Genomic DNA, 23705 nt, shown 5'->3' with positions numbered 1-23705 from the left:
AACCTGTTCGTTTCTGTGCCGCCTTTGATCGAAAACTTCCCCCAGAAAACATCGCTGCCCTCATGTCCGCTAAACATCACTCCATTCGCTGCCGGCCTGGCTGTTCTTCTACTCTTAAGCCAGATAGGTTTCTTTTAATTATGTATACAATATACATAACACAATATATTATATTCGTTAAGTATTATAACATTGACCTTGAAACCTCACAACATATTTTTGGTAAAATTCCGTAGATTTATAGAGAAAAATGCATCTCATTCCCTTTTATCTGACATGATGTGTGCATTCAACCAAAAATTCGAGATTTAATGTCATTAAATATTACACAAAGGTCTCAAAAGGCCTGCCCTTCTATACCCTACGTGAAGTCAGTTTCGCTTGTGTAAACAGAAGCAAATAGTCGTGTCCACCGGCTTTGGAGTCGGTGCCTGACATATTGAAGCCGCCAAATGGATGGACCCCTACAAGCGCCCCCGTACATTTGCGGTTGATGTACAAATTCCCGCAATGGATCTGCTCCAGCGCCGTTTCAATACGTCCTTCGTCAGTTGAGAAGAATGCTCCCGTCAGGCCAAATTCCGTATCGTTATAGATGCGGATCGCATCCTGCCAATCCTTGGCCTTGGCGATAGCCAGTACCGGTCCGAATATCTCCTCCTGCATAATTGCCGCATCAGGCTCCACGTCCGAGAACACCGTCGGCTGAATGAAATAACCGCCTTCCGGTCCGCGTCCTCCGCCAACCAGGAGCTTTCCTTCCGCTCTGCCCGTCTCGATATAGTCCAGAATACGCTCGAAGGAGCTCCGGTCGATGACAGGACCTATTGGCGCGTTATCTTCAGGACTGCCGATGGCCAGACGGCCTGCCCTTTCCGCGATTTTGCCTGTCAGTTCGTCATAGACGGATTCCACGATAATGGCACGCGAGCCCGCGGAGCACTTCTGTCCCTGAAAACCGAAGGCAGAAGCTACAATGGCGTCAGCCGCAGCATCAAGATCCGCGGTCTCATCCACAACGATCCCGTCCTTGCCTCCCATCTCCGCTACAACCCTTTTGATCCAAATTTGTCCTTCGGATTGTTCGGCAGCCAGCTTGTTTATACGGAGCCCTACTTCTTTCGAGCCTGTAAAGCTGATAAATCGGGTTTTGGGATGGCTTGTCAAATAATCGCCAATTTCCGAGCCGCTTCCCGGTAAATATTGAATGACATCGGCCGGGAATCCCGCATCCACCATCAGCTCGTAGAACTTGTAGGCAATGACCGGCGTCGTGGAAGCAGGCTTCATAATGATCGTGTTCCCCGAGACAACTGCCGCTGAAGCCATTCCCGCACAAATCGCAAGCGGAAAATTCCATGGCGGAATGACAATGCCTACCCCAAGCGGGATATAATGCAGCCGGTTATCCTCCCCAGTTATCCCTACCAGCGGCTGCCTGTCGTTGGTTTGCGCCAATTTGACCATTTCACGCGCGTAATACTCCATAAAATCAATCGCTTCTGCCGTGTCCGCATCAGCCTCTGCCCAGTTCTTGCCTGATTCCATAACCAGCCAGGCCGAAAACTCATGCTTGCGCGCGCGCATCCGGCCCGCTGCCTGAACCAGCAGTACCGCCCGTTCCTCTGCAGGCGTCTGTTTCCACGATTCGAATGCCCCCAGCGAAGCCTGCATCGCCTGTTCGGCCTGTTCCCGGCTCGCCTTGCTCACCGATCCGATAATTTGGCTGGTATCCGCAGGATTAATCGACACAGTCCTCTCGGCCGTCAATATCGCTTTCCCGCCAATATGAAGGGGATACTCCTTTCCAAGCTCCAACTTCACGCCTGCAATCGCCTCCGTGATGGCCCTGCGGTTCTCCTCCTTGCTGAAATCCGTCAACGGTTCATTGACGAACGGTGCAAACAACTCATTTTTCGGCATACTGAAATCCCCTATTTCCACATATTTTTTAATACAAACCAGACATTCGCAGGCCTCTCCGCCAACCTGCGCATGAAATAGCCGAACCAGTCTCCCCCATAGGGCACATAGATCCTGACTCTGAAGCCCTCCTTGGTCAACTGATTCTGCAGGTCTTCGCTGATTCCGTACAGCATCTGAAATTCAAAACGATCCTGATGAATATCATTTGCTTTTATCCAGGCAGCAGACGCTTCAATAACTTCCTTGTCATGGGTGGCGATTGCCGCGTATCCATACTTCAGCTGTTCGCGGATCAGCATCACGAACTGCTTATCCACCTCCGATTTCTGCGGGTAGGCGACCTGCTCCGATTCCTTGTAGGCGCCCTTCACCAACCGCAAATTAGATGCCGATGCCTCCCCAAGCTCACGGATATCCTGTCCTGACCGCCGCAGATATGCCTGAATGACAATCCCACATTCTCGTATTCCTTCCGGAGCTCCTTATACAAACCAAGCGCGGGCTGACAATGGGCATAATCCTCCATGTCGATCCGCACGAAATTCCCCAGGGAGGCTGCACGATTCAGGATGAGCCTCATATGATGGCGGCATAGCTCCGGACTCACATCCAGCCCCAGACTGGTCAGCTTCAAGGAGAGATTCGACTGTACGCCCGCTTCGGCAATCGCATCAAGCGTTTGTAGGCACATATCGGCCGCAATAGCCGCTTCTTTCTCATCTCCTACGAATTCGCCGAGATGGTCCAGCGTCGCCAGCTTCCCCTGCTCGTTCAACCGCTTCACGGTTTCGACTGCCTCCCGGATGGTCACGCCAGCCACAAACCTGCGTGCACCCATCCGTAGTCCATACCTTGCGGCCAATTGCCCGGCCCTTCGGCTGCGGCCAAGCGACAAGAAAAAATTGCGCATTAACGCTTCCATCCGCTGCCCATCCTTCCGTGCTTACAGGATTCGCTTGCCAAGCAGAGAGGAAGCCAGCTCCACCGCAAGACGTGCCGTGCGCCTGTCATAATCAAGGAGCGGGTTCACTTCTACAATGTCCATCGATGTAACCCGCTGCGATTCCGAGAGCAGCTCAAGCGCAAAATGCGCTTCCCGGTAGTTCAGCCCGCCAGGCACAGGCGTGCCGACTCCTGCCGCCTCCTGCGGATCAAGACAATCCATATCAAAGCTGAGATGAATGCCGTCCGTTCCATTCCCGGCAATTTCAATGGCTTTCTTGACGACCGTCTCAATACCCATCCGGTCAATCTCATGCATCGAGAAAACAGTAATTCCTTCCGAGCGTATAAGCTCCTTCTCGCCTGGATCAAGATCCCTTGCCCCGACGATGACAATATTCTCCTTCTTGATCAGCGAGCCCGCGCCCGGAATGTCCGTAAGCTTAAAATTGGATTTTCCGATAGCCACTGCGAGCGCCATCCCGTGCAGATTTCCCGAGGGTGTCGTTTCCTCTGTGTTCAGGTCGCCATGCGCGTCGAACCAAATGACGCCGAGATTGTTGTAATGGCCCGTCAAGCCTGCAAGCGAACCAATGGCGACGCTGTGATCTCCGCCCAGAATAAGCGGGAAGGAATCATTAATGGCAGCGCGGTACACCTGTTCACCAACAAGGCCGCTCATTTCCATCACTTCCGGAAGATATTTTATTTTGGACGGCGTTCCTTGCGAAAACGGTTTAATCGGACAATCGACCTCATGTTCACTTTCCAGGTGAATATCCATACTGCGGATTTTACGCACAAGCCCGGCTTTAATAATGCTTTCGGGACCCAGCTCCGTTCCGGCACGGCCGCTTCCCAGCCAGAATGGAACGCTGATAAGCCTCACTTTCTTATGTTCACTTCCAGAGCCTTGCTTCTGCGAATTCATTGAAGGCCGGTTCAGGTTCAATTCCATCGTAATCTCACTCTCCTTATGGCTTGAGCATGTTGTGCTTCAAGTTTATGATTTATGTCAATACACGTTCAATACGTTCCAGGGCCCAGTCAATCTCCTCTTTCTCAATGGTCAGGGGAGGGGCGAAACGGATGGTCGTCTCATGGGTTTCCTTACAGAGCAGTCCATGCCGCATCAGTTCCTCACAGAATGGCCGGGCTGCCGTGTCCAGCTCGACTCCGATAAATAATCCCCGTCCACGGATTTCACGGATATGCGGGCTATTGATCGCAGCAAGCCTTTCGGCAAAATAGCTGCCCAGGGAAGCCGAGCGTTCAACGAGCTGTTCCTCTTCCAGAACCTCAAGAGCCGCAATGGCCACTGCGCAAGCAAGCGGATTGCCGCCGAAAGTCGAGCCATGCGAACCCGGTTCGAATACGTCCAATATCTCATTGCTTGCGGCAACGGCGGAAATCGGCATTACGCCTCCCCCCAGCGCCTTGCCCATGATGTACATGTCCGGTACGACCGACTCCCAATCGCAGGCGAAGCGCCGGCCTGTTCGTCCGAAGCCCGTCTGGATCTCATCGGCGACAAGCAGAACGCGATTCTCTCGGCAGAGTTGGCTGGCTTGCGACAAATATCCGGCAGGAGGAATTACAATTCCCGCCTCTCCCTGAATAGGCTCAACCAGAAATGCAGCCGTATTCGGCGTTATCGCCTGTTTAAGCGCATCGATATCCCCATAAGGAACAAGCTTGAAGCCTGGCGTGAACGGTCCAAAGTCCTTCTTGTACTCCTCCGAGGACGAGAAAGAAGTGACTGTAATGGTGCGGCCGTGAAAATTACCCGCGCACACGATGATTTCCGCCTGATCCTGCGGCACGCCCTTATGCCGGTAAGCCCAGCGCCTTACAGCTTTGACCGCCGTTTCCACGGCTTCCGCCCCCGTATTCATCGCTAGAACTTTCGGTTTCCCGGTATAATGGGCAAGCTTCTCGTAGAACAAGCCCGGCGTGCTGCTGTGAAAAGCCCGGGAGGTCAGTGTTACTTTATCTGCCTGCTCCTTCAAGGCCGCTATGATTTTGGGGTGGCGATGACCTTGATTCAGCGCCGAATAAGCGCTCAGCATATCCATATAGCGGTTTCCTTCAGGGTCCTCCACCCATACCCCGCGCGCATGTGAAATAACAATGGGCAGCGGATGATAATTATGTGCCCCGTAGCGATCCGACAGCTCCATTACGGCCTGTGATCCCTTGGTCTCCATCTGATTATTAGCCCCCTTGTATTATGTATACAAAATACTATATTCATAGATTCTTTTAAAAAATCCCGGATTGCGGCATCACTCTCCAGGATTATGGCAAATCTTCAGCTATGTTAAAATCAAAGCACCTTGGACAAAAATTCCTTGGTCCGCGGGTGCTGCGGATGTAGAAGCACTTCCTTCGGAACGCCCTCTTCCACGATTTTCCCGCCATCCATAAACAACAGCCGGTCCCCCACTTCCCGGGCAAAGCCCATTTCGTGGGTAACGATCGTCATCGTCATGCCGCCCTGCGCCATCTGCTTCATGACATCCAGCACTTCTCCGACCATCTCCGGGTCGAGGGCCGAGGTCGGCTCATCGAACAGCATAACATCCGGCTGCATCGCAAGCGCACGGGCGATGGCAATCCGCTGCTTCTGTCCACCTGACAGACTATCCGGATACGCGCTGCGCTTGTCCTCCAGCCCCACCCGGCGCAGCAGCTCAACCGCAATGCCTTCGGCTTCCTTTAGGGACATCTTCTTGAGCTTCCGGGGCGCAAGCGTCAAATTGTCCATTACGCTCATATGCGGAAACAGATTGAAATGCTGGAATACCATCCCCATCTTCTGGCGGATTGCATTCAGATCCGTCTGCTTGCCGGTAACCATTCTGTCCTCGAACAGAATTTCGCCGGAAGTCGGTTCTTCCAGCCGGTTCAGGCAGCGCAGAAACGTGCTTTTACCGGAGCCGCTCGGACCGATGATGACGACAACCTCGCCCTTGCGAATCTCGGTATCGATGCCCTTCAGGATCTCATTCTTTCCAAACGACTTGTGTAATCCCTGTACCTTGATCATTGGTTTCTCAGCCTTCTTTCCAACACGCCCAGCAGCTTGGACAACGTGAATGTCATGACAAAGTAGATTGCAGCAGCTACAAGAAGCGGCTCCATCGGCTGGAATATAACACCTTGAACCGTCCTTGCGCTGTACATCAGCTCTGCAATACCGACTGAAGAAATCAACGAGGAATCCTTAATGATGACAATAAATTCATTGCCGATCGCCGGCAGCATATTGCGAAAAGCCTGGGGTAGCACGATCAGACGCATCGTCATGCTCCGCGTCATTCCAAGCGACCGTGCCGCCTCTGTCTGTCCTTTGTCAATCGCCTCAATACCCGCCCGGAAAACCTCCGCCATATAGGCGGCACTGTTGATGGTCAAAGTAACAATACCGGCAATAAAGGGAGACAGGTTTATACCGAATTCCGTCAGACCATAATAGATGATAAATACCTGCACCAGCATCGGCGTTCCCCGGATGATTTCAATGTAAGCCGATGCCACGAACTTCAGCGACCAAATGCGCGAAATGCGCATCAGAGCAAAACCCACGCCAAGCAAGGTTCCGAGGAGAACGCCGAAGAATGACAGCTGCAGGGTATACCAGGCGCCATGCAGATAGGTCCGCCAGTGGTCCGCCAGAAATGAAAAGTCAAAATCCATTTAACTTCGACTCCGTCCGTTCGTTATTCCCCGACAAGCTCATTCGCTTCAACGACGAAACGATCAATATCGCCGCCATCCTTCAAACGTTTAATCGTGGCGTTAATGCTGTCAACAAGCTCCTGGTTGCCTTTCTTAACCGCGATTGCCGCTCCGGCTTCTTCCGCAGACTGTTCGATCTTCACGTCAGAGACGATTATGTCGGATTGTGTCAGAACATATTGGTCCGCAACAGGCTTCTCAAGGATAACCGCGTCTACGCGTCCGCTCGTCAATTCAAGAATAATTTCCGGAATTTTGGCCAATGATGTAAGCTTTGCTCCCTCAATCTCTTGAGCGATCCCTTCTTGAATAGAGCCTTTTTGAACGCCGATTTTTTTGTTTTTCAAGTTATCGAGCGTTTTATATTGCTCGGCCTGATCCTTTTTCACCAGAATGCCTTGCTCTGCCAAATAGTAAAGATCAGAGAAGTCCACATTCTTCTTACGCTCTTCCGTTGGCGTCATACCTGAGATAACCATGTCCACCTTGCCTGTGTCCAGAGCCAGCAGCAAACCGTCAAAATCCATATCCGAGATTTCCAGCTCCGCATTCATATCCTTGGCAATTTCGTTGGCAATAGCGATATCGAATCCGACAATGGTATCTTTGCCGTCAATCGTTTTATGAAATTCATATGGAGCATAGTCGGCGCTTGTTCCGAGTACAATCTTCGTTTTCTCTTCTGTTGGGGCAGGAGCGGCATTACCATCGCTAGCATTGGTCTCTCCGGAAGCATTTCCGGAAGCATTTCCGGAAGTATTTCCGTTCCCGGTTCCATTTCCGTTCTGTCCGCAAGCGGTTAGAACTACCATGACCGTAACCAGCAATAACAGCATCTTCTTCATTCTCTCATCTCTCCCAATCTTTGTTTGGCTCTGCTCGATATGTCCCCCGTCAGGCTCAACAATTAAATTTGTATACAATATACATTGCACAATATACGTTGTTTACGTAAACTATTATAACACCAGTCTTTTATGTCCACAAGATAATTTTTCACCCCTCCCATTAGCAGGATTTACAACGCTTACAATGTTATGATACCTTACATATTGCGAGGGCAAGGTTGCTTGAACAACTAGGAAAGCAATGATAAGATATAGGTAAATATTGTTTCATCCCTTCCATCTTTCGACCCAATTACCTATAATTCGATTAAATGCTCCTTTGACGGGAATTGGGTATATTGCTTTTTGACAGCATAATTGGTTCTTGCAGATCCATGTGCGTTTTCCATAGAAAATCTCTGCTAAATGATATCCATAATAACCTAGACTGTTGGATGAAATCTTGTGGAGAGACTTATCTCGGTCGAAAAGGAGACTGGCATGCAAGCGCCAAAATATCAATCACTCAAAGATCATGTGTACAATTACATTGCCCAAAAAATACAGGACGGCACGCTGCTCCCCAACCAAAAAATCAATGAAGCGGAGATCTGCAAGAAGCTGGATATCAGCCGTACTCCGACACGGGAAGCTTTATTTCAGCTGACTTCCGATAATCTGCTGGAGTATCTGCCCCGCAGGGGCTTTACGGTAAAAGCCTTTGATTCCAAAAAAAAGCTGGATTTCTCGCGCATTATCGGCACCCTGGATGCACTTGCCGCCACACTTGCCGTAGATCATCTGCAGGAATCCGATCTTATTGAGATGGAGAAGCTCGTGAATAAAATGGATCATGACATCAACCGGCTTGATTTCACCGATTACCATGCGGACCAATACCAATTTCATGAAATCTACACCCATAAATCCGACAATCCAATATTGATCGATATGCTGGTATCCCTGAAGAACGGCTTCGTCCGGCAATCATACTCCAGCGAAGACAAGAAGAAGCTTGCTGCGGTTATGAATGAAGTAAACTCCGAGCACCGCAGAATCGTTGAACTGCTCCGCCTCAAGGATAAGGAGCAGCTCGAATGCACCCTGAAATACCACTGGCGCATTATCGATACTGATATGTTGTGATAGATTGGGACTTGATCTCATCCCGGAAACTTTCCCCGGATAATAAAAAATGAAAACGCAGCTTCTCTTGCGCAGAGAGGACTGCGTTTTCTTTTCTCCGATAGCGGCTCCTCTGGATATCATTACCACCAGGTAAGGCTCCTAATCTGATGCCGGCCAGGCTTTCATCGCATGTCCTACAACCCGGTTCAACTTTTCGCGGGAAGCCCCGCTGGCTGCTTCTACAGCCAAACCAAAGAGTACCGTTGAAAAATAATGGCCCAGATCTGCAGTATCGGTGCCGTCCGTCAATTCGCCTTCATCCTCAGCACGCTCAATGCGCAGCCGGATCACAGCCTCAGTTGCCGCACGGCGCTGAATCAGTTCCTTGCGGATCGGCTCCGCTTCCTCTCCGCAGGAAAGCGCACCGTGAACAGTCAAACAACCTGGCGGGTGGCCGTCCTCCGTAAACGTTACAATCGCACCGTACAATGCTTTCTCTATGGCATCGCGTCCTTTCGCTTCACGAAGCGCCAGCAGAAAATCACCCGATGTTTCATCCACATAAAGATCAACAACTTTATAAAACAGTTCCTCTTTGTTGCCAAAAGCGGCGTACAAACTGGGGCGGTTGATCCCCATAGCTGACGTCAGATCGGATAACGTCGTGCCCTCGTAGCCCTTCTCCCAGAACAAATGCATAGCTTGTTCCAACGCTTCCTGCATATTAAACGCGCGGGGACGTCCCTTGGCCATTGCAAGCTCCCCCTCACTGATTTTATTTTTGTACCAATGAGTAAATTTTATTGGATATCCGTACTTATGTCAAGGATGTCAGCGTGGATCAGCAGCTGTGACGCCACCCTTAAGAGAGACCCAGCTTCCTGAAATATTCCAATTTGCTATTAATGAATCCATTGTCAAAGTCGGCCGCTCTTATAAATTCCGATTCACTGAAGCATAAGCCAAAGAGCCGGAGCTGTCGAAGCGCAACAAATATCGGTACGGCTTTCACGTCATTCCCGCTGATTGGCCTGATGTCTCTGTAGCCGTTTATGCGTCAATTTCCCATCGTCCGTAAAAGCCGTATTGGATTGCCATGCAAGTCCCCATGACATATTCCCCAGTCCAGCCCTCCTTTAATATGCTTTATTGCCTATTTCTTCTGTCGGCACGGTAAACCCTGAATATATTTGGCATGTTTCGCTGTCACTATATAAGTATCGTTCATTCCTCTTAGAAAATACTGCAAAGAAACAGGCTTCTGAACTTTATAATGATCTTTGATATGCGACAGCAGCGCTTCTTTTGACAAAAGCGTATAAGCTGCGGGAAACAAATTCACTTTACCCCACCTTTTTAAAAGGTATATCCGCCAATAACTATACCATATTCTGGTGGGTTAAATTCCTAAACTCACCTTCCCTCCAGGCGGACTGCACGGTCATTCTTGCGGTAATCGAGCGGCGTTAAGCCTACATGCTCCGAGAACAGCCGGGAGAAGTATCGCGAATTCGGAATACCAACGCGTTCAGCAACCTCATACACCTTCAAATCTGTCGTTCTCAACAGCCCTCTCGCCTGATTCAGACGGACCTCCTGGACATAGTCATGGAAGCTTTGCCCGGTTTCCGTGCGGAAGAGCGCGGCGAACCAGCTGGGGCTCAGACTTACGCGCCTCGCAGTCTCCGCCAGTTCGATTTGGGCATAATCGCTTGCTATCAGGGAAATGGCCTTACGGATCTCCGTGCGCATATGCCCGGAAGATGAAGAAGAAGAGCGGCACTGAAGCAGCCTGTCGGCGATCTGTCTTGCTGCACCCATCAAAGCGGAAGCATGAAGCGCCGTCTCGGCTGCCTGCTTGAATCTCTCCTGCAGCGCATCGCTGCCCGTCTCCCCAAGCTGCTCCCACCCGAAGGCTTCCAGCTGCGCATGAATGGCTTGTGCCATCTGTCTGACCTGGCCTGGCGCAGGCCGGAACGTGGTACCGATCTGGTCCGCCCACTCTCTTAGCAAAATTCCGGCCTGAGGGCCGTCAGCCTGTCGCGCTGCATTGCCCATTTCCGCCAATAGCATACGGAAGCGCTCCTGCGGAAAGCATGTGAAACCAACAGCCTCCTCTTCCCGGACAATCTCTCTTGAAGGAGCATAGAAGCCCTTGTCGCACAGCTCCAGTCCCTGCTGATACGCGCGGGGCAATTCACATGGCCTGTGATAAACCGGACCGGCAGCGACCACATAATCGCCAAAACCCGAACGGCTGTGAAGCTTTTCTTCGATCCGGCTGCACTGCCTGCTGTACCATCCGTAGAAGGAAGCATCATTTTCACGCTGAGTGGAATAAAAATACAAACACCAAATGTCTGGCGTCATCCGGACCGGAAGGTACCTCCTCTCTTGATCCCCCTCCTCATGTCCGAACAGCTCCTCCGACCATGCCTCCTGAAGCGGCAGCGCCGTCCGGATAACGGCAACCGCATAAACGGGATGGACAAAGTCCGCCTGCTTCAAACTCAGCAGCATTTGCTCCGAAGGGAACAACAACAGCTCCTGCAGCTGGATGCGCACAACAAGCTCGGTCTCCACATGCTCTTTGCGAAGCGAAGCAGCTGTCCGCTGAAGGGTACCCACAAACTCTTCCTCGCTGAGCATCACCTTCGTCAAATAATCCCCCGCCCCAAACCTCAGCGCCAGCTGTACCTTGTCAAAATCCTCGTAACAGGTCAGCAGCACTACCTTTGGCGGGGACGGCTGCTGCTGAAGCTGCCGGAGCAGCTCCAGTCCGTCCATAACAGGCATGCCGATATCCGTAACGACAATATCCGGCTTCAGCCGTTTCACACATTGGAGCGCCTGAAGCCCGTTCTCCGCTTCACCCACAATTTCGAAGCCGCGCGAGGCCAGTTCAAACCCGCGAATCCGGCGGAGCGCAAGCGGTTCATCATCAACCAGCAGTAATTTGACGGTTTGGTCCACCTGGTCCATCCTCCGTTTCAATCATCCTCAGTCTGACGGTCACGATCGTGCCTGTTGCTGAATCGCTTTCGATCGATAATCCGTAGCTGTGGCCATAGTACAGCTGCACCCGTTCGTGCACATTGCGGAACCCGATATGATTGCTGCTGCTTTGCGAAGCGCCGTCTGCCCCGACTCCTTTTCTCAGCAGACCGTCGATCTTCTCCATGCTCATCCCTACACCATTATCCGCGACGATGATTTCCAGATCCTTGCCGGATTGTCTGACCGTGACCGACAGCTTTCCCTTCCTGTCCATGAGAGGGCGCAAACCGTGAAAAACCGCATTTTCCACAATCGGCTGCAGTACCAGCTTCAATACCGGTACAGCGGCTAGCTCCCGGGACGGATCTTCCACCGAGAATTCGAAGCGGTCCTCATAACGGACGGACTGGATGTACAGGTAATCCTTCACATAGGTCAGCTCCTCATCCAGCCGCCGCAGAACATGGGTGCGGTCCAGTCCGTATTTGAGCAGGCGGATCAGGACCGCCATGACGCGGTGGATATCGTCCCTGTTTTTGAAATCAACCATAATATCGATCGTATTGAGCGTGTTGTACAGAAAATGAGGGTTGATCTGCGAGAGCAGCATTTGAAAATCTGCCTGCCTCTTCTGCTCCTCCGTCTGCTTCAGCGTCACGATCAGTTCTTGAATGGTGCGCATCATCCGGTTGAATTCCCGCGCCATTTCCCCGAATTCATCCTGCCGCGCAACCTCGAATTGATGATCCAGATGGCCTGTGGCAATATGCCGGATGCCCTTGGTGAGCGAAGTAATGGGCTTCGTAAACCACCAGGAGACGCCGATATATAGAAAAATAAGTCCTGCCGAGCCAAGCAGCAGAATCATGATCGCGAATTGAACGATCGGCCTGTATTTATTTTCGAGCGTCTTCACGTCGCCGACGATGACAACCTTCCAGAACGGAGCCTGATTCATGTCGGAGATGACGTAATATTCCCCGTTTTGCTCAAAGTTCGCCTTGGCCGCTGAAAGCGTTTGCGTGTTTCGTTCTGCGTATTCCAGCGTTTCGTAGCTGTTGCGCGCTACTATCGTGATGGAATAAATCAGCCTGTCATTGCGGTCATAGAGCAGCGTGCGCGTGTCATAGCTGCCGGCAAAAGCGGCGCTCCGCTGCACGATGCTGGTCACGTCGGTGACAAAAGCCAATACCCCTTCCTGCTTGCCGTCCTCATCAATAACCTGCTTGGTTACGATGCTGACAAGGCTGTTCGGCCCCGTTGAACCCATGGTTGATGTGAACGGCTCCGACCAGACGACGCCATTCCTGGAATCCGTGCTTTGTCCCCGGATAACGCCTATTTCCTTCTGCCCGAAGCTGTCCCAGAAATACTCCGGATAACCGGCAATCAATCCGTCATGGCGAAGATAGACAACGCCCCGGACCAGCTCCGGCCTTGTCTGTGCAGCAGCCTCCATGGATCGGATCCAGTCCGCCGGCCCCTTCTCCCCATACAGGATATCATTCTCAATGCCAAGCACATTGAGCACCAGATCATTCATCTGGCTCTCCATTAACCTTACCGACTGCACGACCATACCGTTCAGAGCGCTGTCCTGCGTCTGACGCAGAAAGGACGTTGTGTTGGACTGCGCGAGCAGGATGACTGCCGCCTCCAGAATGAGACTCGGCATAATCAGCCAGATGAGAAGCTTGGTCCGCGCCCCGATTCGTCCGCTTCGTCGCATGGCCTGCACCTTCTTTCCTTCAGACTGACACCGCCGTACAATCAAAGTATACCTGCCGCCGCCCAGTGGTCAAGGCGTTGGCAGGCATCCATAGAAGTCCGATGATAAAGTCAGCTGTGCAGGAGGAACCGGTTAAACACCAGTCCTCTGAAAGCCCAGTCATAACTGGCGGATCAGGAGGAAATGCATGCGCAGCCGGATTTTTTTACCGGACCTTTAAAGTATGCACTGGTTGTGCCTGGTCCGATAAGACTTCAGACTACGGCTTCTCTACCCCCAGCTGCCCGGCAGCCTGATCAATCAGCATCTGGCCGCCTGCCTTCTTCCATTCCTCCACATATTGATCCCAATCATCAAAGCTCCGTTTGCCCAGCACGAAGGAAATCTCATTTTTCTGCACAAAATCCTGCAGCCGGTTCGTGGTTGGCCCATCCAAATTGAGCAGCATATCGTAATTGGTCACACGCGGATATGCCCGGACTTCATCCTGGTATTGGTCGCCCGGTTCGTTATACGGGAATTCGGCGGAATACTTGTGACGCTCCCAGATGAGCGTATAACCGACCGACTGCCAATCCATCATGCCCTTGAGCTCAGGCTTCATCTCGTTCTGCAGCTTCACCATATCGGAGTCATAGAAATAAGTGCCGTCGTCATTCTTGGTCACCTTGGTGTAATCCGGCCAAATTTCCGGTCCGCCTCCCTGGTTGCCGACCCAATAATATTTGTTCGGATACTGCACCGCATCCAGGAAATGCGCGATCCGTTTCATTTTGCCTGGGTCGTCGCCAACCTTCTTCGAGACGATGATAATGCCCCCTGGCGTACCGCCCGGTCCGAGCTTGCCTTCAGCATTCATGTCTGAGGTGAGCGGCGGAATCGGCGCCCAGTTCTTCATCGTATCCGCATTGTTCTGCGAAGCGGAGTACTGCTCCTGCAGCAGGTTCCAGCCTGGATAATTGACCATGCCGATTTTGTTCTGGAGGGTATACGACTTGAACTGCTCCCATTGAATCGTATACCAATCCGGCGCCAGCAGCTTATTGTCATTGAGCTTCTTGGCATATTCCAGGAATGCCTTCGTTGTTCCGTCAAGCATCGGATGATTGATTTTGCCATCCTTCACATTCCAGCTGCGGTGACCGAACATGTCGATGAGACCGGCCATCATGCCCCAGCCCTGTCCCGCGCCGGCAGCGCCCATGAACCAGGTGTCCGCCTTGCCGTTGCCGTCGGGATCCTGCTCGGTGACCGCCTTGGCGTAAGCGAACAGCTCATCCGCCGTCTTCGGCATTTGCATGCCCAGCTTGGCGAGCCAATCCTGGCGGATAAAGTTGCCCCACACATCCGGGAATGTCGGCAGACGCGGGATCCCAATCATTTTGCCGTCGTCGGTTGCCCATTTCCTGTATTCCTCCGTCACATAGTTCATCATTTGCGGCATGTAGGGAAGCATCTGCGTGGCGTCAAGCAGCTGATCCTGTTTGAACAGCGCCTGGGCGATCGGCCTGTCGCCCAGCAGCACCACGTCCGGCGCATCGCCCGACGCGAAGCGGACATTGGTCTTGTTGACCAGATCCTCCTGCGCCAGATTCGTGAAATTAATCTTCACATTGAAGGTTTTCTCATAGAACTCCTTGATCATATCCTTGGTAGCCGGCTGATTAATAAAGCCCTGAAGCATAATATCGATCGCATAGGATTTGCTCATATCGTCATACGCATAGCTCTTGTCGTAATCGACCGGAGCGGGGACATCCGGGAATGCTTCGGGATACTTGAGATCCTCCGGCTTGACTATACCTTCTTCAGAAGCGCTGCCTGCCGCGCCCTCATTGCCTGTTGCATTTGCCGGTTTATCGCCGTTTCCAGTGGATCCATTGGTCGTGCCAGTAGATGTCGAACCGTTATTCGAATTGCTGCTGCATGCTGCCAGCAGCAGCGTCAGAACAAGCAGCAGCGAGATCGTGATGGCGGTTGTTTTTCTGAACATGCCATATCCCCTTTTCATTCGTAAAATAGTGGTTGTCATCTATGCCAAGAAGCCCGCGGTGCTTCACCAGCAACTAATTATATGAATGGGCGCCTTCGCGAATCAGCCTTTAACGGCCCCCATGTAAACACCTTTCACAAAATACTTCTGCAGAAATGGATACACCATCAGGATGGGCAGCGTTCCCACGATAACCGTAGCCATTTTCATCGATTCCGGCGTTACGGCGCTTCCGTTGATGATCAGCGACTGCATCGCATCGCCTGAAGCGGCTGTCAGCATATTTTTGAGAATAAGCTGCATCGGGAACAGGCTTGCGTCATTCAAATAGACCATCGCGTCAAACCAGCTGTTCCAGTGGAAGACGATATTGAACAGGCCGATGGCGGCCAGCGCCGGAGCAGCAAGCGGAATGACGATGCGCACAAGCATCTGCAGGTCGCCAGCCCCGTCAATCTTGCCGGCCTCGATCAGCCCATCCGGCAGGTTCTCGATGAAGATCTTGATCACCAGCAGGCCGAAGCTGTCAACCAGATAAAGCAGAACAAGCGACCACAAGGAATCGATCAGCCCCAGCTGCTTGACGACCAGATAGGTCGGGATCAGCCCGGCATTGAAGAGAATCGTCGAAACGACGAGGAACAGCATAATGGTGCGGCCGGGCAGCGTGCGGACCGACAATACATAAGCGCCGACGACCGTCAGAAGAAGCATCAGACCGGTGCCTGCCACGCTGCGGAAGATGGATACCCCGAAGGACTTCCAGATCAGCGGCGACGAAAGAATACGCTCATAAGCGGCGAATGTCGGATCATGCGGAATGATTACAAAGTAGTTGCGCCGCATCATTTCCACCTGACCGGTGAGCGACATGCCAAGCACATAAAGGAGCGGAAATACCGCCGATGCCACGATGAGAATGACGATGACATGGATGATGATCTGATAGGTTCTCTCCTCCTTGGATTTATACATGCTTCGTCCTCCTCAGGATTGGTGCAGAGCTTGCAGGGCAGTTTGTGTATCTGCGGCGGCAGACGGGCGGAATCAGCAGCAACCCGATTTGTTTAAGGACTACCATATGCCGCGTCCGGACAGCTTTTTGGCAAAATAATTGCAAATCACCACCAGCGCAAGTCCAATCACCGATTGGAATAATCCGACAGCCGTAGCCAGACTGAACTGGAGTCTCGCCAAGCCTTCACGATACACCCAGGTATCGATGACATCCGCCGTATCAAATACGGCATCATTGTAGAACAGCAGGATTTGCTCCCCTCCGGCATTAAGCAGAAACCCGAGATTGATGCACAGCACGAAGGTCATGACCGGCATAATGCTTGGCAGGGTGATATGCCGCATGCGCTTGAGCGGACCCGCTCCATCGATGACAGCCGCTTCATACAGCTGGGCATCGACAGTCGACAGCGCAGCCAGATAGATGATGGTGCTCCAGCCGATTTCCTTCCACAGCGCGGAGCTGATCAGAATGGGCCGGAACCAGGAGGAATCCAGCAGAAACTCATGACGCTCGAAGCCGAAGGCCTGCAGCATATTGTTAATGAAGCCGTATCCTACCGAGAAGAAACCGAATACGACGCCAAACACGATGACCCACGAGAAGAAATGCGGAATATAAATCAGAGTCTGCAGCCATTTTTTCAGCCGCTTGCTCATCATGTCGTGGAACATAATGGCCAGTATAATCGGAGGGAGAAAGCCAATGACGAGCCGCAATACACTAATTTCAACCGTGTTGCGGATGACGCCGGGAATTTCCTGCGACAGGAAGATATCCTTGAAATTCTGCAGGCCGATCCAGGGACTGGCGAAGACGCCCGAGCCCAGCTGCAGATCCTTGAACGCTACCACCCAGGCGAGTAGTATCGGCCAGTATTTGAATACGACGAAATAGGCGAATACGGGGATGAACAGCAGGTATAGTGTCCGATGCTGCTGTATGCGTTTCCACAATGAGGTTTTAAGCCGGCCCACTGCAAGCTTGGCGCCTGCCGGTTGCGCTGCCGGTGCCGCGATCGCTGCTCTCCCCGTCTCGGGCTCTATCTTGGACATTCGATGTGCCTCCCTTGCATTTGCAGTTCATGATAGCGCTTTCTGTTTTTATTCTAACATGTCTGTTTTGGCGAAATGTTCATTGTGTGATTGAAAATGTATACGGTGGAACTTTTCATAAAAAAATAGCACCTCCCAGAGAGGTGCTATCAGAGATTTTATTGGTGTATTTGGAAACAGTAACAATCAGGTATAATAAAACAAAGCTGAATTTTCCGAAAATCCGAGAGGAGCAAGCCCATGGAAAAGTCACATCAACAGTTCCACGAAACGCAGGCAGCCCCTGAGGTCCTGTACCAAGAAGGATATGTGGACGAGAAACTGCTGCCCATCCAAAGAATTGAAGGAGGCGGGCCGCCCAAACAGGTTAAGATGCAGAACCTGCCGGTTCCCATACGAATAATCGGCTACTGTTTTTTTGGAATACTTATGTGCATGATAATTATGTCGCTGGTGGTCAGTTTGATCCGCTAGCTCCTGCTTCGCTTTTTAATCCTCTTTCAGCAGCTTCCCGGGGAACATTGAATTCAAAGGGCTCTGACGACAGCGTGAAGTCTTCTCGCTCTCCGCCGCCTAACTCAACCGAAAAAGACGCTGTTCCTACCAGTTTATAATTTCCGGAAGTGTCGATCTTGATCAACCTCTTCCCGCCATTAAACGCGCTGCTGTCGGGGTTGTAAACGGCTCCTGGCTTTAATGTGCCCATTATGCCGATATCATTCGTAAGCAAGGCATTAATAAGCGGTTTGTTCTGTTCATCATAGATTTGGACCTGAATCAGCGGCGAAGCGTGCAGGAGCTTTATATTATGTCCTGACTTATTTGTTAATTCCGCAACAACCTCAATATTCTTGTTGATTTTCAACGTTTCGTCCATTATTTTCACCGTCACCTCGAAGTCCTCCTCTTTGGGAGCTTGACCGGATTGTGCCTCAGGCTCCGCTTCAGATGCCTGGCCGCCTGACTGTTTCTGATCTGCCTTCACACTGTCGGCGTTCGAAGGCGGAGCAGGGTCAAGAGCTGTATCAACGTCAATCCTGTTATTCCCGCATCCGGACATCAATAAGACAAGTGAAAGCAGTATAAGCATTCCTATTCGCATATACTGGCGCCCCCTTTATAATGGCTAATCGGAGTTTATTATTCATGTTAAAAACGTGTTCTTTCCAAATTTTGTTGCATCTTGGCACTCAAGAAAAATAGGCTCGCCATGACCGGATCGGAGCAGAATCAAGCCGCTTATGGCTCCTATGCCTCCTTCATTCTAGTCATCGACTGGTATTCACGCGGGGCAGCGGCATGAGGAATTCGCTCCAATTAGGAGCTTGACACGCGCCGCGGACTTAACGTATAGTCGAACTACAACTTTTATGAAGTGTAACTCTTACAGCGGAAGCACCGGTAAGAAAAGGCGTTCAGCCTTTCTTGCTGGTGCTTTTTTTTGTTGTCCTTATGGGCGCTGTCACTGCTATAAGCGCAAGCAAGCATGCCTGCCGAGGGACTATTCTGGCTCCTTGGCCATAAAATTTTAGGGGGTATTGTATTAATCATGTTAAAGAAAATGCTGATTCTGTTATTAACCGCAGGGCTACTATTAGCCGTGCCCAATGCAGTCATGGCAGCAGCCTTCAAATTGTCCGCCACCGCCAAGACCGCTATGGATAAGCTTGCCGCCTCGGACAAAACATCAGGCGGTAAAATAACCAGCCAATACAATGAGCTGTTGAAGGTGCAGGCGGAAACAAGCAAGACCGAGAGCGCGGTTACCCTTTTGCACAAGGCCAACAGCGACGCGGAAGCGCTGGTCCGCAAGCAGATCACGGCTATCAACGCCGTTAAACGAAGCCAGCTGGAAGCGCAGGTGAAGCAGACCCGGGATAAATATGAGCCACTCTTCACCATGTATACGGCCCTCAACAAACAAATCTCAGCGGCACGCGCCTTGAACAGCAAAACATACAGCTCCATCCTCCGCTCCCAGGCTGATATCGTTCAATCCGCCGTACAGCTCGCCCGCGCCGATATCAAAATCAAGGAATCCGCGTTGAAAGCCGTCAAGGACAGCACCTCGCAGACAGCCAAAAAAATCCGCACCACCCTCGATGAGGCGGATCCCCTGAGAGCGCGCATCTCAGCGGAGAAAAGCGCTATGTCCACCCCCAAGAAGCTGATCACCGAATTTGGCAAAAACCTGAACCTGGCGATCAAACAAAAATCGGCAGGCGGCGTGCTGGCTTCGCTTAATTCCATGGTCACGACAGCGCGCCAGCTCGGGGAGCAGAACAAAAAAATTCTCGATCTGGAGAAGAAAGTATCCGAAGTGATCGCCAAAGCCAAAGGGCAAATTCCAAAGCCATAATCCGCTCCCTTTCACAGATTGGCTCGCAATAGCACTTTGTTTATCGAACGGGCACTACCTTTGTCGTCCATGCAGGGAGAACCTGCATACAACACGAATACCCTATAACTAAGCGAAAACGGGGTGATCGTAATGGATGTTTTAAAGACGAAGGATGCAGCAGCAGCGCTCGGAGTCAGCCAGACGACCGTGAAACGATGGGTCTCCATGTTCCCTGCCCATTTCATAAAAGACCGGTTTGGACATTATATTTTTACCGATCAGGATATCTCACGGTTGCGTTATATGAAGGAGAGGATCGATCAGGGGGAAAGTCTCGATCAGCTTGAACTGGAAAGTGCGGCCTGTAAGGAAGCTGTTGAACCCGAATCCGTTATGGACAGCGCGGCCGGGTATAGCGATGAGGTGCTGCTCCGCATTCAGCAGGTGGAGCACCTGCTTTCGCAGAAAGCCGATGATGTCGTGTCCATGCAGGTACTGCAGCACCGCAAGGAGCTTGAGGATCTGAACCGGATTGTAAATCAGCTCATGGAATCTGTTCAACAATTGGAGAATAAATGGACCAGATCTCGCCCGTTAGACAAGGAGATCCATCTGCCGGATCTTCAATCCCACCGCAAAAAACGCAGCCTTCTGCGCTCCTTGTTTCAGCTTTGGTAAAGCTGGTGTCGGACAAGCGGACGCAAGGAGAGAAGACCGCCATGAACCGGCGGTCTTCTCTAGCATGCGTTATTGGGGTTGTTCAGCTCATCGGTTTGGTCAACGTGATCGATTGGTCCGATTTTTGATAATGGACATCCCAGCCGAGCAGTTCGCCAATGAAGCGGAGCGGAATGGCTGTACGGCCATCCTTCACGATGACTTTCGTGCCAACTGATTTATTAACGCCGTTAACGGTCATATAATCCTTGCCGACCCAGAACTTCAGCACATCCTTATCGGCTTTCACCGTAATCATGCCTGTTTTGGCATCGAATACCGCTTCGGCGCCGATCCCGTCACTTAGAAAACGGAGCGGGATGAATGTAAGGCCGTTCCATACGAAGGGAGTCGTATCCATCTGCGAGACGATACCATTCAGCTTCAGTTGTTTACTATTTACCTTCATCCAGATCGTAGTCGCGGCAGGTGACGACGGCACAGGGTTTGGATCCGGAGGAGTGACAGGCATATTTTCAGCATACTTTTCATTAAATTGGAGAACAATCGCACTGCTGAGCGACTTGCCTATGCCAAACATGAATTTGAACCCTTCGCGGCTTGTTTTGGCGGCACCTTTATAATTGCCAGCCGCATATTGATCGAACACCTGCTGTACCTGGCCTTCATGCTTGCGCAGCGCCGCCTGTCCCGCAGCCAATGGCAGATTCTTATTGGTGGCGGTATCCAGGAAGGCAGCCAATTCGGTCGTACTGTCATCGATTCGCGACTTTATATTCTCTAAATTCGGAGTATTGTTGTTTTTCACAGCGTTCACATAATCGCTTTGGGCATTAAGATGATTAATGACCCAAATTTTCTTAAATGCAATGCCGTCAGCGGCACCATATACGGATGCCATAGCCACGTTCAAGTCCTCGGTATTGGCGGCTTCCGCAATAAGTAAAGCATCGGATGCGCCTCTTGTATCGAACTGCTCCTGCATTTGCAAAGTAGACAGCGCAAAATGCTCGGATAACAAGCGGCTGAGCAGGGATCTCAGATCTGCTGCTTCTGTGTCTGCACGAGTCTGCTGATATTTATCCGGCATTTGAGCTGCGACCGCAGAGGACAGGACTTTGCTGAGCTTGAACACCTCATAAATGCCTTCACGGTATGCTTTGTAAGCATCCTGGTAATCTCCTGTCGTATACTCATCAAAGGCTTTCTGAACCTTATTCTCATGAACCTGGAGCATCTCTTCCGCGGTCTTTCTCGGGAGCTTGGCGGCGGTGACCGCGTTCAGGAAAGCGGCAAATTCCTTAACAAACTTTGCTGTTTCTCCTTCCACCTTGCCGCGAAGCGCTTTGTCATTATTTCGGGAGGATTTAATCAGGTCATTGGTGTATGTATTATGGTCACGGAAGATGCGTACGAACTCAGCCGCCCGGGCAGCCCCATAGATCGAAGCAATCACAGGCTTCATATCCGTCACGTTCTGGTCCAGCGCTTGATAAGCCTCTGCTGCGTCCTTGGATTTGCTATAGCCTTTGGTCAATGCATTGACCGCCAGAGTGAAATGTTCGGAGAGCAGGTAATCCAGGGTTGCCCGGAGCTCGGCTGCCGGCGTGTTGACCGATGCCTTGACCGGGGAAACCGGAGCGGCTGCGGCACTTGTAATTGCAGGTAGCAGCAGGGAAAAGCCCAGCACGGAAACGAGCAGTTTCTTCATTTTCAAAATCGTTCACTCCCACTTTATCATTGGTTTTTGACTCGTTCTTGATTCATATTGATAAGTTATAACGCCCGCCTGCCTGTCTTGAATCACAGGATTAGCCGGGATCCCCAAAATAAAAAAGCAGCATAATCGCAGGCTCCAGGCTGCATTTCATCTACTGTAATCATACTTCAACTGTATGCGTATAGCATGAATATAAAGTATGATGTTAATGAATCTTTTAGGTATCTTTAAATAATTGTTCAGCTTGTCTTAAGGTATGGGGACTACAATGATCTTGTCACCTTTATAGCTCATTCATCAAGAAGAGCTGGAAACGAGGATAATCAAATGAGTCCGAAACGTTTTATCTTAGTGGGCACCATGGCATTCGCCATCTCCGTCGGAAGCAGTCTCTGGAGCAGCGATACCAGCAGTGCAGACCCCCTCGGAGCGATCGGCACCAAAATGAAGTACCCCCCGCTGGCTGCGCCCAAGCAGGCGTCAGCAGCAGACGATCACTTTCGCAAGCTTCTAGGAGCGACCTCCGATGAGGAAATCTACGAAGCCTTATACAATGGAAATTCACTGGCCGACATAGCAGCAGCCCACGATGCAGATGTTCAGCGCATCATCGATCTGCAAATCGCCGAGCTGACGGAGCAATTAGATGCCCGCCTGGAGCGCGGAAGTCTCACGCCTGCAGCCTATCACGCACAGAAGCAGGAGCTTCCGGAAATCATCGCAAACAGCGTGCACGGACACATATAACAAGCGGAACAGCCATCCTTTCCAATCCGAAAGGATGGCTGTTTTTGTGCTGTTCCCTGCTGCCCCGCTCTCACTGGACGGGCCTCTTCCCATTCACAGCAGGTTATTGTACTATCAAGGGAGGGCTTACTGTAAGCTGATTGCAGCACCCTGCCCCAAGGAGGATCAACATGCACGACAAAGTAAATCGCATCAAGAAAATGCAGCTTCCGCCTGTCCCGCCCGAGCTGGCCCACCGTCTGCCGCCAGGTCAGGTGCTGACCGACCGGTTTCCCATTTTGCATGAAGGGGATGTTCCAAGCTATGACATGGACACCTGGACGCTGCGCATCTTCGGAGAAGTGAATGAGGTCAAGGAAATATCGTACGCCGAGCTGATGAAGCTCCCCAAAACGCAGATCAAGGCAGATATTCATTGCGTCACACGCTGGTCGAAATTTGATACGGAATGGGAGGGCATCTCTGTCCGCGACTTATTAAAGGCGCTTGACGTGAAGCCCCAGGCGGAATTTGCCATGATACACGCCGACCATGACTATGAAACCAATCTTCCTGCCCAAACCCTAATGGCCGATAACGCCCTGCTGGCATACAGCTTTCAAGGGGCACCGCTTACGCCCAAGCACGGCTGGCCGCTGCGGCTTGTTATCCCTTCTCTCTATTTCTGGAAAAGCGCCAAATGGATCCGCGGCATTGAATATATAACCGATGACCGCCATGGCTACTGGGAGCGGCTTGGCTTTCACAATGAGGCGGAGCCCTTTGCAGAGCAGCGTTTCTCCGGCGAGGATCTGAATATCCCCGATGATGAATGGCATCACAAGGATTTCGATTGAGCAGCGTTTAATTGAAAAAGGCGTCTA

The 23705-nt window shown here is 51.4% G+C and carries 20 protein-coding genes and 1 pseudogene; 6 read left to right on the top strand and 15 right to left on the bottom strand.

Translation table 11 applies throughout. The features are described 5' to 3' along the window. Positions 1-354: 354 nt before the first annotated feature. The 7 genes and pseudogenes from pruA to AC0YNV_RS29395 all read right to left on the bottom strand — a co-directional run bounded on the left by pruA (position 355) and on the right by AC0YNV_RS29395 (position 7454). On the bottom strand, positions 355-1923 hold the full coding sequence (pruA, locus tag AC0YNV_RS29425) for an L-glutamate gamma-semialdehyde dehydrogenase (RefSeq protein WP_475771199.1): 1569 nt from the start codon (positions 1921-1923) through the stop codon (positions 355-357). An 11-nt stretch (positions 1924-1934) separates the two neighbouring features. Further along, positions 1935-2848: pseudogene (locus AC0YNV_RS29420) on the bottom strand (proline dehydrogenase family protein). Positions 2849-2869: 21 nt separating this feature from the next. Beyond that, a complete protein-coding gene (gene rocF / locus AC0YNV_RS29415; RefSeq protein ID WP_475771198.1) occupies positions 2870-3826 on the bottom strand; it encodes an arginase in 957 nt (318 codons plus the stop codon). A 52-nt stretch (positions 3827-3878) separates the two neighbouring features. Further along, positions 3879-5075, bottom strand: a complete 1197-nt coding sequence (locus tag AC0YNV_RS29410) for an ornithine--oxo-acid transaminase (RefSeq protein ID WP_475771197.1) — start codon at positions 5073-5075, stop codon at positions 3879-3881. A 119-nt stretch (positions 5076-5194) separates the two neighbouring features. After that, positions 5195-5917 (bottom strand): amino acid ABC transporter ATP-binding protein, encoded by a 723-nt coding sequence (locus AC0YNV_RS29405; RefSeq protein WP_475771196.1) that lies wholly within the window; start codon positions 5915-5917, stop codon positions 5195-5197. Then, positions 5914-6567, bottom strand: coding sequence for an amino acid ABC transporter permease (locus AC0YNV_RS29400; protein WP_475771195.1), 654 nt, complete (start codon positions 6565-6567; stop codon positions 5914-5916). Before AC0YNV_RS29400 ends, AC0YNV_RS29405 begins: the two co-directional genes overlap by 4 nt. A gap of 23 nt (positions 6568-6590) precedes the next feature. Further along, positions 6591-7454: a transporter substrate-binding domain-containing protein gene (locus AC0YNV_RS29395; protein WP_475771194.1), complete on the bottom strand. Its 864-nt coding sequence runs from the start codon at positions 7452-7454 to the stop codon at positions 6591-6593. A 483-nt stretch (positions 7455-7937) separates the two neighbouring features. Between AC0YNV_RS29395 and AC0YNV_RS29390 the strand changes: the two genes are divergently transcribed. Further along, positions 7938-8582, top strand: a complete 645-nt coding sequence (locus tag AC0YNV_RS29390) for a GntR family transcriptional regulator (protein WP_210044982.1) — start codon at positions 7938-7940, stop codon at positions 8580-8582. Between the two features lie 141 nt (positions 8583-8723). Here the strand turns inward: AC0YNV_RS29390 and AC0YNV_RS29385 are convergent, their stop codons facing one another. The 6 genes from AC0YNV_RS29385 to AC0YNV_RS29360 all read right to left on the bottom strand — a co-directional run bounded on the left by AC0YNV_RS29385 (position 8724) and on the right by AC0YNV_RS29360 (position 17356). Continuing rightward, on the bottom strand, positions 8724-9317 hold the full coding sequence (locus AC0YNV_RS29385; protein ID WP_475771193.1) for a TetR/AcrR family transcriptional regulator: 594 nt from the start codon (positions 9315-9317) through the stop codon (positions 8724-8726). Between the two features lie 660 nt (positions 9318-9977). Continuing rightward, positions 9978-11537: a response regulator transcription factor gene (locus AC0YNV_RS29380; RefSeq protein WP_475771192.1), complete on the bottom strand. Its 1560-nt coding sequence runs from the start codon at positions 11535-11537 to the stop codon at positions 9978-9980. Continuing rightward, complete coding sequence (locus AC0YNV_RS29375; protein ID WP_475771191.1) at positions 11506-13290, bottom strand: sensor histidine kinase; 1785 nt, start codon at positions 13288-13290, stop codon at positions 11506-11508. Before AC0YNV_RS29375 ends, AC0YNV_RS29380 begins: the two co-directional genes overlap by 32 nt. Positions 13291-13549: 259 nt before the next feature. Continuing rightward, positions 13550-15283 carry an extracellular solute-binding protein gene (locus AC0YNV_RS29370; protein ID WP_475771190.1) on the bottom strand — a complete coding sequence of 578 codons (1734 nt, stop codon included), beginning with the start codon at positions 15281-15283 and terminating at the stop codon, positions 13550-13552. A gap of 102 nt (positions 15284-15385) precedes the next feature. Beyond that, positions 15386-16258, bottom strand: a complete 873-nt coding sequence (locus AC0YNV_RS29365; protein WP_475771189.1) for a carbohydrate ABC transporter permease — start codon at positions 16256-16258, stop codon at positions 15386-15388. Between the two features lie 99 nt (positions 16259-16357). After that, a complete protein-coding gene (locus AC0YNV_RS29360; RefSeq protein ID WP_475771188.1) occupies positions 16358-17356 on the bottom strand; it encodes an ABC transporter permease in 999 nt (332 codons plus the stop codon). A gap of 240 nt (positions 17357-17596) precedes the next feature. Here AC0YNV_RS29360 and AC0YNV_RS29355 point away from each other — a divergent pair, with 240 nt between their 5' ends. Next, positions 17597-17830: a hypothetical protein gene (locus tag AC0YNV_RS29355; protein WP_475771187.1), complete on the top strand. Its 234-nt coding sequence runs from the start codon at positions 17597-17599 to the stop codon at positions 17828-17830. Here the strand turns inward: AC0YNV_RS29355 and AC0YNV_RS29350 are convergent. Then, positions 17814-18233: a hypothetical protein gene (locus tag AC0YNV_RS29350; RefSeq protein WP_475771186.1), complete on the bottom strand. Its 420-nt coding sequence runs from the start codon at positions 18231-18233 to the stop codon at positions 17814-17816. The genes AC0YNV_RS29355 and AC0YNV_RS29350 overlap by 17 nt on opposite strands. Before the next feature lie 672 nt (positions 18234-18905). On the opposite strand from AC0YNV_RS29350, the gene AC0YNV_RS29345 reads away from it, so the two are divergent. Together AC0YNV_RS29345 and AC0YNV_RS29340 are read left to right on the top strand one after the other, a co-directional pair. Beyond that, positions 18906-19715, top strand: coding sequence for a hypothetical protein (locus AC0YNV_RS29345; protein WP_475771185.1), 810 nt, complete (start codon positions 18906-18908; stop codon positions 19713-19715). A gap of 132 nt (positions 19716-19847) precedes the next feature. After that, a complete protein-coding gene (locus AC0YNV_RS29340) occupies positions 19848-20375 on the top strand; it encodes a MerR family transcriptional regulator (RefSeq protein WP_210044992.1) in 528 nt (175 codons plus the stop codon). Between the two features lie 82 nt (positions 20376-20457). Here the strand turns inward: AC0YNV_RS29340 and AC0YNV_RS29335 are convergent, their stop codons facing one another. Next, positions 20458-22086, bottom strand: coding sequence for a copper amine oxidase N-terminal domain-containing protein (locus AC0YNV_RS29335; RefSeq protein ID WP_475771277.1), 1629 nt, complete (start codon positions 22084-22086; stop codon positions 20458-20460). A 336-nt stretch (positions 22087-22422) separates the two neighbouring features. Here AC0YNV_RS29335 and AC0YNV_RS29330 point away from each other — a divergent pair, with 336 nt between their 5' ends. Together AC0YNV_RS29330 and AC0YNV_RS29325 are read left to right on the top strand one after the other, a co-directional pair. Then, complete coding sequence (locus tag AC0YNV_RS29330) at positions 22423-22842, top strand: hypothetical protein (RefSeq protein ID WP_210044994.1); 420 nt, start codon at positions 22423-22425, stop codon at positions 22840-22842. A 170-nt stretch (positions 22843-23012) separates the two neighbouring features. Continuing rightward, entirely contained in the window at positions 23013-23678 is a 666-nt protein-coding gene (locus AC0YNV_RS29325; protein ID WP_475771184.1) for a sulfite oxidase-like oxidoreductase, read from the top strand. Positions 23679-23705: the final 27 nt, after the last annotated feature.

The sequence above is a fragment of the Paenibacillus sp. JT31N11 genome (assembly GCF_056269285.1).
Note: the sequence above shows the minus strand (reverse complement) of the source record. Positions and strands in the feature narration are given on the sequence as shown.

What these genes read in the sequence shown, in the direction of transcription:
- AC0YNV_RS29365 (WP_475771189.1), bottom strand. Translation starts at nt 16,258, where the DNA reads ATGTATAAATCCAAGGAGGAGAGAACCTATCAGATCATCATCCATGTC.
- AC0YNV_RS29350 (WP_475771186.1), bottom strand. Translation starts at nt 18,233, where the DNA reads ATGGACGAAACGTTGAAAATCAACAAGAATATTGAGGTTGTTGCGGAA.
- AC0YNV_RS29390 (WP_210044982.1), top strand. Translation starts at nt 7,938, where the DNA reads ATGCAAGCGCCAAAATATCAATCACTCAAAGATCATGTGTACAATTAC.
- AC0YNV_RS29410 (WP_475771197.1), bottom strand. Translation starts at nt 5,075, where the DNA reads ATGGAGACCAAGGGATCACAGGCCGTAATGGAGCTGTCGGATCGCTAC.
- pruA (WP_475771199.1), bottom strand. Translation starts at nt 1,923, where the DNA reads ATGCCGAAAAATGAGTTGTTTGCACCGTTCGTCAATGAACCGTTGACG.
- AC0YNV_RS29360 (WP_475771188.1), bottom strand. Translation starts at nt 17,356, where the DNA reads ATGTCCAAGATAGAGCCCGAGACGGGGAGAGCAGCGATCGCGGCACCG.
- AC0YNV_RS29345 (WP_475771185.1), top strand. Translation starts at nt 18,906, where the DNA reads ATGTTAAAGAAAATGCTGATTCTGTTATTAACCGCAGGGCTACTATTA.
- rocF (WP_475771198.1), bottom strand. Translation starts at nt 3,826, where the DNA reads ATGGAATTGAACCTGAACCGGCCTTCAATGAATTCGCAGAAGCAAGGC.
- AC0YNV_RS29335 (WP_475771277.1), bottom strand. Translation starts at nt 22,086, where the DNA reads ATGAAGAAACTGCTCGTTTCCGTGCTGGGCTTTTCCCTGCTGCTACCT.
- AC0YNV_RS29330 (WP_210044994.1), top strand. Translation starts at nt 22,423, where the DNA reads ATGAGTCCGAAACGTTTTATCTTAGTGGGCACCATGGCATTCGCCATC.
- AC0YNV_RS29325 (WP_475771184.1), top strand. Translation starts at nt 23,013, where the DNA reads ATGCACGACAAAGTAAATCGCATCAAGAAAATGCAGCTTCCGCCTGTC.
- AC0YNV_RS29355 (WP_475771187.1), top strand. Translation starts at nt 17,597, where the DNA reads ATGGAAAAGTCACATCAACAGTTCCACGAAACGCAGGCAGCCCCTGAG.
- AC0YNV_RS29400 (WP_475771195.1), bottom strand. Translation starts at nt 6,567, where the DNA reads ATGGATTTTGACTTTTCATTTCTGGCGGACCACTGGCGGACCTATCTG.
- AC0YNV_RS29395 (WP_475771194.1), bottom strand. Translation starts at nt 7,454, where the DNA reads ATGAAGAAGATGCTGTTATTGCTGGTTACGGTCATGGTAGTTCTAACC.
- AC0YNV_RS29405 (WP_475771196.1), bottom strand. Translation starts at nt 5,917, where the DNA reads ATGATCAAGGTACAGGGATTACACAAGTCGTTTGGAAAGAATGAGATC.
- AC0YNV_RS29385 (WP_475771193.1), bottom strand. Translation starts at nt 9,317, where the DNA reads ATGGCCAAGGGACGTCCCCGCGCGTTTAATATGCAGGAAGCGTTGGAA.
- AC0YNV_RS29340 (WP_210044992.1), top strand. Translation starts at nt 19,848, where the DNA reads ATGGATGTTTTAAAGACGAAGGATGCAGCAGCAGCGCTCGGAGTCAGC.
- AC0YNV_RS29370 (WP_475771190.1), bottom strand. Translation starts at nt 15,283, where the DNA reads ATGTTCAGAAAAACAACCGCCATCACGATCTCGCTGCTGCTTGTTCTG.
- AC0YNV_RS29375 (WP_475771191.1), bottom strand. Translation starts at nt 13,290, where the DNA reads ATGCGACGAAGCGGACGAATCGGGGCGCGGACCAAGCTTCTCATCTGG.